This window comes from Lactobacillus sp. XV31L, assembly GCF_059900865.1.
Window position 1 is genome coordinate 1 of record NZ_JBWXGC010000018.1, and the last position, 13,177, is coordinate 13,177.

Genomic DNA, 13,177 nt, shown 5'->3' on the forward strand with positions numbered 1-13,177 from the left:
ATGAATTATTTGACAGTAGGAACACATCAGGAACACAATTATAAAAAATAAAAAAGCGCCTAAGCTCAAATCATTGAGTTCACGCGCTTTTTTATAACCTTATTTGGTTGTATGATAGTTTAGTCTGGAAGGCGGGCGTTGCTTTGCCGATATCATGGTTGAAGCCCAAAAATTTAACTAGCTTACGCAATTCGGTTTCATTGCCAACACTTTCAATTAGCCAATTTTTGGTGCCATCACAAACCTTATGGCTGAGCAACCAGTTAATTACATTGGCTGTATCGATTAAATGAGCCATTAAAGGTAACCAGAGTTGTTCCCCGTTTTCGTCCGTCCTTTTTTTCGCCCAGAGGCTTTTTATTTCTTCTCTATTCACTTTTCTCCTTTCCTTTATTTTACATTTAATTATACGATTTATATTATAAGATTAATAAAACTGTTTTCAGATTGCAAGTTTTTTTAAAAATAAATTCTAAAATCATGTATTCCCAATATTTTATTTCTCATAGTAATTCATCCATGAATACTAAAAAAGTTAGTGACTAGGCACTAACTTTCATTTTCTCCCCTGCTTATTGCAGGAAACACCACGATTCAATTAATCATACGAGGATCACCCCCGCAGTTTGCGGGAAATAAAAATTATAATCTATTATACACCCTTAAAGCAGAGCTCAATACCTTTCTTTAGTGAAAGATTTTCACTTGATTTACAAGCTATTCTCTTTCCTCTCAGCAAGGACTATACCATAGTGTTGTACTTCATTACCTTATTTAGGGCTTATATTTACCACATACCGATAACTTTGGTCCAGAGCAGACCACCGCCAAGCCAGATAACATTGAGTATCACACCAATAATTGCGCTCAGTTTCCACCAATCTTTACTAGAAACATAGCCAGTGGTAGAAAGCAGTGCAGCTGGACCGGCCGAGTAGCTAGAAGTTGACAAATACAGCGAGCCGTCAAGTGCCAACATTAAAGCAGCCATAATAGGCGGCACGCCTGCACCGATTGCGATTGACAAAAATCCTGCATACAAGGCCGATATCTGGGTTGAAACGCTAGGAAACAGATAATGTAAGTAGAAGTACGCTAGATACAAAATCACTAGGACCATAATCCAATTCATACCATGAAGCGTGCTTCCCAGGGTCTTTGAAAACCAAGGAAAGAACCCCAATTGCATTAATTTTTGGGACATCAGCATGATGATAGAAAGCCAGGTCAAGATGTTCCAGGCAAAGCTTTGACCTAAAATGTCTTTGACATTGATAACGCCGCAAATCAAAAGCAAGGCAACAGCAATAAAACTAACCAAGGTAGCATCTATGCCAAATTTTGGCCCAATTAGCCAAAGGACAACGGCCAAAACAAAGACAAGAGCCATGATTTTCTCTGCGGCAGTCATCTTGCCCAATTCTTGCAGCTTATCGTCAGCCCAGGCATGTGCATTGGGCGTTTCCTTGATTTTAGGTGGGTAAATCTTGTACAGAACAAAAGGAACAACCAACAAGGAAATAAGACCAGGTACAATTGCAGCAACAAACCACTGCATCCATGAGATGGTTATGTTTTGGGTTTTAGCAATTCCAAGTGCCACCATATTACCAGCTAATCCCGTCAAAAACATGGTTGAAGTAACAATATTAACCTCATATTCATTGAAGACCAAGAACGAGCCCATGTTGCGTTCAGTCCCCTTTTTGGGATCAGAACCCATTTCCTTGGATAGGTTGTCAATGATTGGGTACATAATGCCGTTAACACGGGCATTGTTGCTAGGAATACCGATAGCCAATACGGTTTCAACCAAGGACAAGGCATAGGCCAAGCCCAAAGTTCTCTTGCCAAAAGCTTTGACGAAGATGTAGGCAATTCTCTTGCCTAGACCTGACTTAATAAAGCCCGCAGCCAAGAACATGCACATGGCAACCATCCAAGCGGTTGAATTACCAAAACCAGCTGTTACTTCATCCATTTTAAAGATACCAGCAAGTGTGGCTACTACCACTGCAATAATTGTTGTTGCCATCATCGGTAATGGCTTGGTTACACAGGCCACAATTGTAGCAATAAAAATAGCAAATAGGTGCCAGGCCTGTACATTAATAGCTGCTGGCTTGATTGGCGTTGCTAACCATAAAATAAGTCCAATTACAATTGGCAAGAGCCACTTCTTCCATTCAAATTTATCTAACATCTTTTACTCCTTCAAATTAATTCTTTGCCTTTTTGATGGCTGCTTTAACTGCATCTGCTAAAGCTTTGGTAGTCGTTGAAGCCCCAGAAATCGCATCTACGACAGTAGAATTTTGCTCAACCATCTTCTGTGGTAAACGCTTTATGGCCTCGGCCCCAATTCCTTCAGTTTCATGATTTTCCAATACCTCAACATTTTTGATTGTATCTTCCTCATAGGTAACTCGCACAAGAATTCGACCGCCAATTCCTGCTTCTGATGAACCAAGATATTGGTTGTCCTTAAGCTTGACTTGATCTTTTTTATCATTATGCAATAGATCATTAATCCTCGGCAGCCGATCACCAAAAATAATCTTTACACTGTTCATTGATAATTTAGCTGCATTTTCTCCTGCAATCTTACCAAAAATAAGACATTCAGCTAGATTACTACCTCCTTGATAGCGGTTAGCGCACATTCCACCAAGCTCTCCAGCTGAATACAGCCGCTTAATTGGTTGGTTATCTTGATCAAGAACACGGGCAAATTCATCGTGCTTGGGTCCGCCTTGCGTGTTGAGTACCGCTGGGGCCAATTTGACTGCGTATAAGTTGCCTGCATCAGCAAAGGCTGCCATTGTCTCTGGTGCTCGGGCAAATTCAATGTCTTCTCCGTTATGTGCAAATAGGTTAAACCCTTTGATAGTTTTCTTTAGGTTAGCAGCAGGCACACCCATTTTTTGTGCCAAAGCTGCAGAAGAATCTGCTTCTATTATCTTGTCAAAGAACTGCTGGTATTTTAGAGTTCCTTGCTTTTGCTCTTCCCTAAATTTATCGTACTGCTTTTGGTCAAAAACAAGCCAGGCCTTGTCATATGCGTGTGGTAAAAGATATTCGCCGTGCTGGTATATATGGCCGTGCCGGGATGGCGCATCTTCACGCATAAAACGACTACCATCATTTGTTATCGCAAAGATAGAACCAGACTTAATGTTCTTCCATCCGCTAATTTGATGACCACGCAGATTTTTATCTTCGGCAATTACATAGCTAGGAATAATACCAAGCGATTCATAATTTCCCATATGCCACATCTTGGCACCAACCTCAGCAGCCATCTTAATGCCATCACCCTTGTTGTACAATGTTCCTAATGGGGTTAGGCGGGTAACGTGCAAGTAGTCTTGCTGCATCTGTGCGTTGTTTTCAAAGCCGCCAGTTGCAAGCACAATGCCACGTTTTGCGTGAATTAAACAGTCTTGGTGGTTCCGATTAATTACAACACCCTGTACTTCACCACTATCAGGGTCTTGTACAAGATGAGTCGCAGTAGAATTTAGCCAAACATCAATTTTGTCTGATCGTTCCATGACGTTTTTACGGATCACCTTCCACAATCCAGCGTCAAAATCGCGATTGTGCACCAAGGCAAAGTCAAAAGTTTCGGCATCTTCGTATTCTGGATACTCGCAAAGACGCTTTTTATTAGCCAAGTGATCACCCGGTTTGTAGTCGCGTGACCAAATAAAGGGAGCAAGTCCAAAATGTTTTTTAAAATACTCCGGCATCCTCACAAATCCATCTAGATATACGTTTAAGGTTTTCTCATCTAGCTCAAATGGTGCTGTCAATTGCTTAAAATAGTTGGTGATTTTTCCTTTATCATGGCCCATTGCCACGTGCTGAGCCGAATAGCGCGTATTACCACCCTCGTGTCCATAAGGAGCCGCATCAACCAAAAGGACGCGAGCACCGTTATCAGCTGCAAACCGAGCAGCAGTTCCACCGGCGCCACCGAAACCTAAAACAATTACGTCATATTCTCCATTCCAATTACTTATTTCATCAATCTTTATCATAGTTGCCAACCTTTTTTTATAATTTTATTGTTAGCTGTTTTTACTTCTTAATGTTATTCAAGGCTTGTTCCACTGCTTCCTTGAAAGCCATACTAGTGGTACTTGCTCCACTCACAACGTCAACTGCAGTTGTTTGATGGTCCAGCATTGCCTGCGTCAAGATTGGAATTGCCTTGCCGCCAAGAGACGGTGTTTCTTTTTGCTGTAAGGTCTCGATTTGGGCAATCTTGTTGCCTTTGGCAGTCACCCGAACCACGATTGGGATATCACTTATGCCATTTTCACTAATTCCAACACCCTGGTTGTCATCAACCACATAATCTGCCAAAGATACATGGGCATCCGACTTAAGATCAGGATTCGTTGAAGCCCCAGTAATAGTATCGTTAGCAAACATTTTTCGTTTAGGCCAAGCCGCGTTTTCACCTGCGATCTTGCCTGATATCAGCAAGTCTGCAATGCTGTTGGCGCCAATATACTTAGTAGCAAATATGTCTCCCAATTCACCTGCTTCATACAGGTGTGGTATCACCTGATTTTCAAGGTCAAGAACTTCACAATTTTCATTTCGGCGGGCACCACCATGCGTATGCAAGATATTGTGTCGAATAGCAATCGCATAATATGGTCCCTTGGCAAAGGCCCGCATCGTGTCAATTTGCCGATTTAGAAACATATCCTGCTTCTTCTCGGTGCACAAGAAGTTAAAGTCAGCAACAGCCTCGACCAATTTGGGTGCCCCGATTTTAGTGGCCAGTTCTTTCAGCGATTCTGCTTTGACAGCATAGGTTAAAAGCTCCTTAATTTGGTCTGCGTTGGTTGAATCATCACTGGCCAATTGGTCATATTGGCGCTGATCCATTACAATGTGGGGATGATTTTGGTTTGGCTGCATGATCCAGTTGCCATGGTTGTATTTGTAGCCATGACGATCTTCTTCGTCTTCACGATAATATCGCGTGCCATCATCTCCAGCTACAAAAATACTGCCATTGAACAGGCTCTTCCAGTTAATCATGTAAGCAAACTTTTCCCGTGGCTTATTTTCATTTAAAGAAAAGCCGTGAGAGTCATAGTTAGACATGTGCCAAAGGCGAGCCCCGGCCTCAACTGCCAAGTCAATGCCCTTGCCCTTGTTGTAGAGCGTGCCAATCGGTGCCAGTGATCCTTGTCCTAAAAAAGTCTGGACCATGTCCTGGTTATTTTCGAAACCGCCGCAAGATAAAACAACCCCGTTTTTAGCAGCCACATTTCTATTAATGCCATTATGCTTAATTTGCACACCTAAAATTGTCTTAGTGGCTGCATCCTGGATCAGGTGCTGGGCTGGACTGGAAAACCAAATATCAATTTTGTCCAAGCGTTCATATACTTTTTTTCGCAATAGTTTCCAAAAGCCACCGTTGTACATTCCGGCGGTGACGCTTTGCGAGCGCATCGTATCGGCGTGAGCATATTCTGGATATTCTCCCTTAGGACGTCTGCCAGTATATTCTGCTTCAATACCAAAATAGTTTTTCGCGTATTCCTTCATCTGTAAAACATTGTCAACAAAAGCATCAAGTGCCTTAGGATCATACTTAAAGGGATAGTATGTCTGCTTGTAGTATTCACGCAGGTCGTTGAAGTCGTCACTCCATGCAAATGCGCCGCCAGCATACCGGGTATTACCACCTTCTTGACCTTCAGGAGCTGAATCAATTAAAAGCACCTTAGCCTTTTTATCGGCCGCAAAGCGGGCAGCACCTGCGCCCGCACCGCCAAAGCCAACGACGATCACATCATAGACCGCATCCCACTTGCTTGTTGAATCATAGATCACAATATCTACCTCCACCTTCATAAAAATCTTGTTAAATGAAATATATGCCGTTAATAAATTTAAGTCTAATAAATTTTAACTTTTCAATTCAGGCAAATTTGATTTACCAATGCTTAAATATCAGTGCTAGTTGCCTTTTTCAGGGAATTTACTATAATTAAAAAAGATATACTTATAAATTATTTTTATTAAACTTGGAGAAAAAATGAATGAAAAAGATCTTTTGTATTTTTGCAAATTAGTTGAAACAGGCAGCTACACAGTAGCTGCTGCTTTTTTTGACGTTACCCAGCCAACAATCTCAATGGCAATCAAACGTCTTAGTGCAGAGTTTGCTGATCCGCTGATTATTCAGAAGAACCGTAAAAGCAAAATTTCATTGACTGCTGCTGGCGAACTTTTATATAAAAAGGCCAGGCTTTTGCTAAAAGATATTGCCAGCATTAACTACGATGTCAAACATGCCAGTGACAAAAAAATCCGACTTGCTTTTTCAGGCGAAGCCGGCAGTCTTTATATTGCTGATGTTGTCCAAGAGTTTTACCAAGCTCAGATTATTCACTTGCTTGATATCAGCACTGAAAGATCAGCTGACGCATTCTCTGATCTGACCAATGGCAATGTGGATGTTGCAATCTACTCCTGGATGGTACCAATTAATGATCCTGAATACTTCATCCACAATCTGCAAAGGACACAATTAGTAGTCATCACTGGTCCTAATGATCCATGGAAAGACGTCCAAGAAGTCAGAGCAGCTGACTTGCGCGAGCGCCATTTTATTGCCCGCAAGCGCGGCTTTTTGACTAGGGAGTGCTTGGAGCGTGAGGCTGAAATGGGCGATTTCACGCCCCAAATCAGGTATACGGCTGCTACAATCCAGTTAATGATTGACTTAGTGAAGCGTAATGTTGGAATCGCACTGGTAATGGAAAGCAGCATCAAAAACATTCCTGGAATTCATGTCGTTCGTTTAAAGGCAGGTCAAAAAATATGGGCCTATATGCAAATTGCCATGCGCAAGAGCTTTGTACCCAACAAGTACCAACGCAAGGGCATCGAAATCTTGCGCCATTTTATGCCTTAGGATTGCAGCAATAATTTAAGAGCACAAAAAAATCTCATGGTTTAAACAAACCATGAGATTTTGCTTTAGTTTTTATGCTAGAGCATTAAATAAGAAAGCGGCAATTGCACCACCACTGAGTGGGGCAACGATTGGTACCCAGCTATAGGCCCAGTCCGAAGTGCCTTTATTGGCAATTGGCATAAATTGGTGAGCCAGCCTTGGTCCAAGGTCACGTGCCGGATTCATTGCCGCACCAGTAGGTCCACCTAGTGACAGAAGAACTGCAGCGATGAGAAAACCCGACAATAGTGGATTTAATCCAGGGGCAAAGTTAGTCTTGCTCATTGCTAATAAGCCATAAACTAAAACAAAGGTTGCCATTAACTCAGTGACAAAGTTCCAGAGGTAATTCCTAATTGCTGGGACGGTCGCAAATGTACCCAAGATTGCTTCTTGGTCATCAGTTTCAGCCCAGTGTGGGTAGTATGTCAGCCATACCAAAACACCACCAACAAAACCACCTGCAACTTGTACTGCAAAATATGGCAATACAGATGCCCACGGTAGCTTGTGCGCGATTGCCATCCCAAGCGTTACTGCCGGATTAAAGTGGCCCGGAGCAAGCCAGCCGACGCTATATACGCCAAACGTCACCGCAAAACCCCAGCCCAGAGCAACAACTATCCAGTCGCTACCTTTGGCCTTTGACTTGTTCAAGTTGACGCTGGCACAAATGCCATCGCCGAGCAAAATTAGGATGATCGTTCCTAGGAATTCCCCTAGCAATTGCATCGATAAACTATTATTCATTTTTCAAACTCCTACTTCAATTGTTGGGCTACTAATAGTCCTGACAATAATTATCAGTAGTAAACTATTCCCAATTTAAATATATAACTAAGCAAAGCCATTGTAAACATTTCTGTTTGGCAAAGAGGGACTTTTTAACTATTCGCTTGCAACCTTTGCACTGGCATGATCCAAGACCGACCACTTCACAAAGTTGTTATCCGCAGACCCAGCATACTTCACGCCATGAATTTTCTTAGTTTGAGAGATAGGAACCCGCTTACCTTTAGCAATGTAATAGCCTGTCATTTTGCCCTTTTTGTTGTAGACATAAGCTTTCTTTTTAGTCTTATAACTCACTGCACGAAATCTTTTCACATTATTGACTTTAACATAGCCTGTCTTCTTCTTGGTGAGATTGAAGCCGAGCAGTGTCTTGCCTTTAACCGTAGTAAAACCAGTAATACCAATTACGGTTCCCTTTTTTACGGTCCGGTTTTTGATTCGCTTACCCTTATCATTGTATACGTAAGACTTTTTGGTTACCTGGGCCAAATGGTGGAACAGTTGCAGGGCCTTGGCAGTATCGCCAGAATTCTTGGCTGGCTTTTTAGCACTACTACCTGGTGTTGCTGGCTTTGCTTGGTCACTGGTACTTGTATTGTCACTAGCAGTACTTGCAGCGGGCGCTGACGAATTAGTCTCTGACCCGGCAAGCTCTGCTGCAAAAACTGGCGCTGCTGTATTCATGCCTAGTGAAAGTATGGTGACACTGACCAAGCTTAATAGTAATTTCTTTTTCATTATGATACCTCTCGATCCATGATTTTGATATCTCCTATTTTACTACACTATGCTATCAAATTCTTGACTTTAATAAACAGTTTTTGTTTTATACTAATTAGGCAAGCCTTGTGCTGCATTAAATTAATTTAGAAAGTTTAACTATGGAAAAAAAGCAAAAAGAACCAATCGAAATCTTAGTCACCATTGACCAAAATTATATTAAACCACTTGAAGTGATGCTCTATTCCCTGCGGCTTAATAACCTGGAGGAACGTTTTCGCATTTGGCTAATTCACGATCAGATTGAAGAAAAAGCCCTCCTTGCCCTCTCCGACTTTGACCAAAAAATTGATCTCAAAATCATGCCCCTAGCCATGAAAGAAGATATCAACTTCCCACAAGGCTTGCTCAACTTGCATGATTATCCCAAGGAAATGTACTTTCGCTTGCTATCAAGCAAGGTCTTGCCCGCAAGCCTCCACCAGGTAATTTACCTTGATCCCGATATTTTAGTCATTAATTCGATTAGGCCATTGTGGGAGCTTGACTTACAAGGAAAAATGTTTGCTGCTGCTGTTCATGAGGGCTTAACTGACATTATGAGTTCAATCAACAACATCCGTCTTGGCACCACCACTGCCTACTTTAACTCGGGCATCATGCTTATGGACCTGGACCGCATGCGCCAGCAAATCAATCCCGAAGATATTTCAAAAGCAATTCAGGAGCATCATGACACATTGATTCTCCCTGATCAGGATATTCTCAACTATCTTTATGGCGAAGATATTTTAAAGATTCCAGAAACACGCTGGAACTATGATGCTCGTGCATATTCCCTTTATCTCACACGTAGTACCGGTACCATAAATACTGAATGGGTCATGGAAAACACGGCAATTTTGCACTTTTGCGGCAAGCCCAAACCCTGGCAACGGGAGAAGCATTCCCGCTTCAAGCCACTTTACTTAAACTACCAGCAAATGACTAACCGTATCCTCAAGTAACAAAAATAATGCGTCATTTCGCTTTTTTCTATTGAAGGACAGGCCAACTGTGATAAAATAAGGAAAGTTGTTAAGACTCAAGCATAGCAATGCTTTACCCGATTTTTGTATAGGATAATAACACGTATTGCATGTTTGACTAAAATTTTATAGAAAAGAGAAGAAAGATATGGCCTCAATTAATAAATCTGAACTTACCAAAGAAGTTGCAGCAAAGACTGAGCTTAAGCAAAAGGATGCTGAAAAAGTTATCGACGCTTTAATTGACTCAATTAAAGAAGACTTGGCTAAAGGCGAAAAAGTCCAAATCATTGGCTTTGGCTCTTTTGAAGTTCGTGACCGTGCAGAAAGAAAAGGCAGAAACCCACAAACTGGTAAGACCTTGACTATTCCTGCAACTAAAGTTCCTGCATTCAAGCCTGGCAAGGCCTTGAAAGATGCTGTAAAGTAACTTATTGCAAATAAAAAAAGCGAGCAGCTAGCTCGCTTTTTTTGTTTGCCCCTTTTACTTGCTTTGGTGGTTCAACCGTTTTGCAAAAAAGTCCCCGACAATTTGAACAATGAAGATCAGGATAATTACCAAAAGGGTTGCCACAAAAGTAACATCATTGTCAAAGCGTTCATAGCCATAGGAGATGGCCGTATTACCAAGTCCGCCAGCGCCAATTGCGCCAGCCATCGCGGTTAGACCAATCAAGCTGATAATAGTTACCGTAGAAACTCGAACTATTTCTGAACGCGCCTCACCCAGATAAACGTTAAAAATAATGTCCCAGTTGGTTGCACCCAGGCTTTGGGCTGCTTCAATTTTACCCCGGTCGACACTTTCAAGTGCAACTTGCACCTGGCGAGCATAAAAGGGAAAGACCCCCAAAGTCAACGGTACCAGTGAGGCGTTAAGCCCAATCTGCGTGAGCACAATTAACTGGGTCAGGGGTGCAATAAAAGCAAGCAGAATAATAAAGGGAATTGCCCGAAAAATGGAAACAATCTTGTCAAAGACATTGAACCAGAACTTGTTTGGCATAATTCCGTCGCTTTTAGTGAGCACTAGCAAAAGGCCAAAAATCAGGCCAAGAATGCCTCCAAAGATAGCTGACCAGAAGGTCATAAAGATGGTCTGCCCCATCGCGGTGCCCCAGCCATTGTCACCTAACCAGCCTAAATTTACAACATTGGGAAAAACTTTGCTAAACCAACTAATCATACAACTTCCCCTTTTCATTTAAACGCGTAACTGCCACCTTTTCTTCAGCCAAAAAACGGCTAGTTTCTTCCTGCTTTTCACGGTCGCCCTTGACTAAAACCAGCAAAGTGCCGATTGGTTCATCGTTGAGCATTTCAACATTGCCATAAAGCATGCTGGCCTCAACTCCAATTTCGCGGTAAAGGTCAATAATAATTGTCTTAGTGACATTGGCCATACTATAAACCAATTGGTAAATGGCCTCGTCTTCTCCCAACTTGTCCAAGTTAAGCGACTTCAAGGTGTTGATCACTTGACCTGAACCACCAACAAAGTTTTGGGTGAGTTCATTTTTAGGATGAAGGATCACGTCACGCAGGTTCCCCTGCTCAACAATTTGGCCATGCTCCATCACGGCTACCTGGTCACAAATCTGCTTGACTGCGCTCATCTCATGCGTAATCAATACGATGGTTAGATTGAGCTCATCTTTTAACTTTTTTAGTAAAGTTAAAATTTGTTGGGTATTTTGTGGATCAAGCGCGCTGGTGGCCTCATCCGAGATCAGTATGTCTGGTTCATTAGCCAAAGCTCGAGCTATTGCCACACGCTGCTGTTGTCCGCCAGATAGTTGGACCGGGTAGAAGTGTGCCTTGTCTTTAAGATCAACCAGTTCAAGTAAATTTAGTGCCTTATCCTCGATCTCCTGATCCTTTAAGCCTGAGTGCTTTAGAGCAAAAGCCACATTTTCTGCCACTGTGATTTCGTTTAATAAGTTAAAATTTTGAAAAATCATTCCAATTTTACGGCGCGCTAGCTGCAGCTTTTTGTTGCTGATCACTTGCTTGCCTTCCTTAACGAAGTCGCAGTCATCGACTCTGATTGACCCTGAAGTAGGTTTTTGCAAGAGGTTGATGGTCCTGACTAAAGTTGACTTGCCCGCACCAGAAAAGCCTACAATCCCATAGATTTGTCCTTTTTCAACGGTCAAATTGACACCTTGAACGGCCTGCACAAGGTGGCCCTTTTTATCGGGAAAATCAACATTGACGTGCTTTAATTCAATAATACCCATTTTCAATGCCTCCTTGGTTAAAATTTAAGGTCCCAAGCCGGTTTTTCGATATCGCCATAATACTTCTTGTAAAGACGCTTGGTTTCAGCGGTTTGAAAAGCCTTAACTACCGCAATGTAGTCCTTGTTTTTTTCTTCACCCTTGCGTGCACCAATTATATTTACCCACTGCAAGGAGTCCTTGTTAACAGGCTCAACATAGATTGTTTCTTTTTTGCCCAGTCCTGCAGGAGACGCAAAGTCATTGTTGACCACTGCTGCATCAACTGAATTGATCACCCGGCCGGCTTGGTCAGCGCTGATCTCTTTAATTTTAAGCTGCTGGGGATTCTTGATAATGTCAGCTGCTGTTGCTAGAGTCTTGCCTGGTCGCAACTTGATTAATCCCGCATTCTTAAGCACAAACAGTGCGCGAGACTCATTGCTGGCATCATTTGGTACAGCAATCGTAGCTCCAACTGGTAACTCACTCAACTTGTGATACTTCTTTGAATATAGCCTAATTGGGGCAATCTTAGTACGGCCAATGGCAACTACACCGCCATGGTTTGCCTTGTTCCAGGCCTTTAAGAAGGCATAGTGCTGAAAAGAGTTAAGATCGATATCGCCGTTTTTAACCGCCTTGTTGGGCTGGTTGTAGTCAGTAAAGTTCTTAAGCTTAATTGTGACGCCATACTTCTTTTTGGCTAGCGCTGCCGCATGGTCCCAAATCTCTTGCTTGGGCTTGGTTATGCTGACCACCCCAACCATGACCACATGGTTTTGTGAATCATTGTTCTTCTTTGGACCAAAACTAAACCAGGCCGCAACCAAGATAAACAGGGCAATTAATGCCCAGATAATATTTCGTTGTTTCTTCTTCGTCATTTGTCCAACCTCCAACTTCGCAAATAAAAAAAGCACTCATCCTTTGCCAAGGACGAGTGCTTCGTGTTACCACCTTTAATTCACCTATTACTCACGTAATAAATCTCACTAGCTGTCAATCAACAGCCTGCACTGATAACGGACGCAACTCCGCCGCTAGCTAATTATCACCAGCGGTCATCACTACAAGCCCATGTTCACCATCCCCTGCTGTCCGACTCTCACCATAATGTCAGCTCTCTTTATCAGCAAGGCTAATCGCTACTCTGCTTTTCAAGATGTATTAATTATTTAATTGTTTATTAATTTAGCATTTAAATTTTTTTCTGTCAAGCACCTTTTTACTTTTAATGTTTGTCGCAAATAAACTTTTCCTTCGCCCAAAATTATATGCAAAAGAAAAATGACGAAAATTGCAATTTTAAGTTGAACACCCTACTTGATCTGATAGATGCAATCTAATCTTCTTTCATATAATTCATCGGGTGTGTGGTAGGCTAAGATCTTGCGGGGCAGGTTATTGCACCATTCCTC

12 protein-coding genes are annotated in these 13,177 nt (G+C 42.1%); 3 read left to right on the forward strand and 9 right to left on the reverse strand.

Annotated elements, in window-relative coordinates:
* Positions 1-91: 91 nt before the first annotated feature.
* From AC2JF7_RS08800 to AC2JF7_RS08815, 4 genes are all read right to left on the reverse strand, one after another.
* On the reverse strand, positions 92-298 hold the full coding sequence (locus AC2JF7_RS08800; RefSeq protein ID WP_500728325.1) for a CRISPR-associated endonuclease Cas3'': 207 nt from the start codon (positions 296-298) through the stop codon (positions 92-94).
* A 489-nt stretch (positions 299-787) separates the two neighbouring features.
* Positions 788-2,203 (reverse strand): DASS family sodium-coupled anion symporter, encoded by a 1,416-nt coding sequence (locus tag AC2JF7_RS08805; RefSeq protein WP_500728326.1) that lies wholly within the window; start codon positions 2,201-2,203, stop codon positions 788-790.
* A 16-nt stretch (positions 2,204-2,219) separates the two neighbouring features.
* Complete coding sequence (locus AC2JF7_RS08810) at positions 2,220-4,043, reverse strand: FAD-binding protein (protein ID WP_500728327.1); 1,824 nt, start codon at positions 4,041-4,043, stop codon at positions 2,220-2,222.
* 40 nt (positions 4,044-4,083) lie between these two features.
* The gene (locus AC2JF7_RS08815) at positions 4,084-5,865 is read right to left on the reverse strand and encodes an FAD-binding protein (RefSeq protein ID WP_500728328.1); all 1,782 of its coding nucleotides are present in this window, start codon (positions 5,863-5,865) and stop codon (positions 4,084-4,086) included.
* A gap of 205 nt (positions 5,866-6,070) precedes the next feature.
* Between AC2JF7_RS08815 and AC2JF7_RS08820 the strand changes: the two genes are divergently transcribed.
* Complete coding sequence (locus AC2JF7_RS08820) at positions 6,071-6,952, forward strand: LysR family transcriptional regulator (RefSeq protein WP_500728329.1); 882 nt, start codon at positions 6,071-6,073, stop codon at positions 6,950-6,952.
* Positions 6,953-7,024: 72 nt separating this feature from the next.
* Here AC2JF7_RS08820 and AC2JF7_RS08825 read toward each other — a convergent pair whose 3' ends face one another.
* Together AC2JF7_RS08825 and AC2JF7_RS08830 are read right to left on the reverse strand one after the other, a co-directional pair.
* Positions 7,025-7,744 (reverse strand): MIP/aquaporin family protein, encoded by a 720-nt coding sequence (locus AC2JF7_RS08825; RefSeq protein WP_500728330.1) that lies wholly within the window; start codon positions 7,742-7,744, stop codon positions 7,025-7,027.
* A 138-nt stretch (positions 7,745-7,882) separates the two neighbouring features.
* On the reverse strand, positions 7,883-8,527 hold the full coding sequence (locus AC2JF7_RS08830; RefSeq protein ID WP_500728331.1) for an SLAP domain-containing protein: 645 nt from the start codon (positions 8,525-8,527) through the stop codon (positions 7,883-7,885).
* Between the two features lie 143 nt (positions 8,528-8,670).
* Here AC2JF7_RS08830 and AC2JF7_RS08835 point away from each other — a divergent pair, with 143 nt between their 5' ends.
* Together AC2JF7_RS08835 and hbs are read left to right on the forward strand one after the other, a co-directional pair.
* On the forward strand, positions 8,671-9,516 hold the full coding sequence (locus AC2JF7_RS08835; RefSeq protein ID WP_500728332.1) for a glycosyltransferase family 8 protein: 846 nt from the start codon (positions 8,671-8,673) through the stop codon (positions 9,514-9,516).
* 169 nt (positions 9,517-9,685) lie between these two features.
* The gene (hbs, locus tag AC2JF7_RS08840; RefSeq protein WP_500728333.1) at positions 9,686-9,967 is read left to right on the forward strand and encodes a non-specific DNA-binding protein Hbs; all 282 of its coding nucleotides are present in this window, start codon (positions 9,686-9,688) and stop codon (positions 9,965-9,967) included.
* A gap of 54 nt (positions 9,968-10,021) precedes the next feature.
* On the opposite strand, the gene AC2JF7_RS08845 is transcribed toward hbs, so the two are convergent.
* From AC2JF7_RS08845 to AC2JF7_RS08855, 3 genes are read right to left on the reverse strand one after another with little or no spacing between them, the layout of a single operon-like run.
* Entirely contained in the window at positions 10,022-10,723 is a 702-nt protein-coding gene (locus AC2JF7_RS08845) for a methionine ABC transporter permease (protein WP_500728334.1), read from the reverse strand.
* Positions 10,716-11,777: a methionine ABC transporter ATP-binding protein gene (locus tag AC2JF7_RS08850; protein WP_500728335.1), complete on the reverse strand. Its 1,062-nt coding sequence runs from the start codon at positions 11,775-11,777 to the stop codon at positions 10,716-10,718. The genes AC2JF7_RS08845 and AC2JF7_RS08850 overlap by 8 nt, the downstream gene beginning before the upstream one ends.
* 17 nt (positions 11,778-11,794) lie before the next feature.
* Entirely contained in the window at positions 11,795-12,643 is an 849-nt protein-coding gene (locus tag AC2JF7_RS08855; RefSeq protein ID WP_500728336.1) for a MetQ/NlpA family ABC transporter substrate-binding protein, read from the reverse strand.
* Positions 12,644-13,177 lie beyond the last annotated feature (534 nt).

Bases quoted from the DNA above. Each gene is read 5' to 3' on its own strand.
- AC2JF7_RS08805 (WP_500728326.1), bottom strand. From the start codon at position 2,203: ATGTTAGATAAATTTGAATGGAAGAAGTGGCTCTTGCCAATTGTAATT.
- AC2JF7_RS08810 (WP_500728327.1), bottom strand. From the start codon at position 4,043: ATGATAAAGATTGATGAAATAAGTAATTGGAATGGAGAATATGACGTA.
- AC2JF7_RS08820 (WP_500728329.1), top strand. From the start codon at position 6,071: ATGAATGAAAAAGATCTTTTGTATTTTTGCAAATTAGTTGAAACAGGC.
- AC2JF7_RS08855 (WP_500728336.1), bottom strand. From the start codon at position 12,643: ATGACGAAGAAGAAACAACGAAATATTATCTGGGCATTAATTGCCCTG.
- AC2JF7_RS08825 (WP_500728330.1), bottom strand. From the start codon at position 7,744: ATGAATAATAGTTTATCGATGCAATTGCTAGGGGAATTCCTAGGAACG.
- AC2JF7_RS08835 (WP_500728332.1), top strand. From the start codon at position 8,671: ATGGAAAAAAAGCAAAAAGAACCAATCGAAATCTTAGTCACCATTGAC.
- AC2JF7_RS08830 (WP_500728331.1), bottom strand. From the start codon at position 8,527: ATGAAAAAGAAATTACTATTAAGCTTGGTCAGTGTCACCATACTTTCA.
- AC2JF7_RS08845 (WP_500728334.1), bottom strand. From the start codon at position 10,723: ATGATTAGTTGGTTTAGCAAAGTTTTTCCCAATGTTGTAAATTTAGGC.
- hbs (WP_500728333.1), top strand. From the start codon at position 9,686: ATGGCCTCAATTAATAAATCTGAACTTACCAAAGAAGTTGCAGCAAAG.
- AC2JF7_RS08800 (WP_500728325.1), bottom strand. From the start codon at position 298: ATGGCTCATTTAATCGATACAGCCAATGTAATTAACTGGTTGCTCAGC.
- AC2JF7_RS08850 (WP_500728335.1), bottom strand. From the start codon at position 11,777: ATGGGTATTATTGAATTAAAGCACGTCAATGTTGATTTTCCCGATAAA.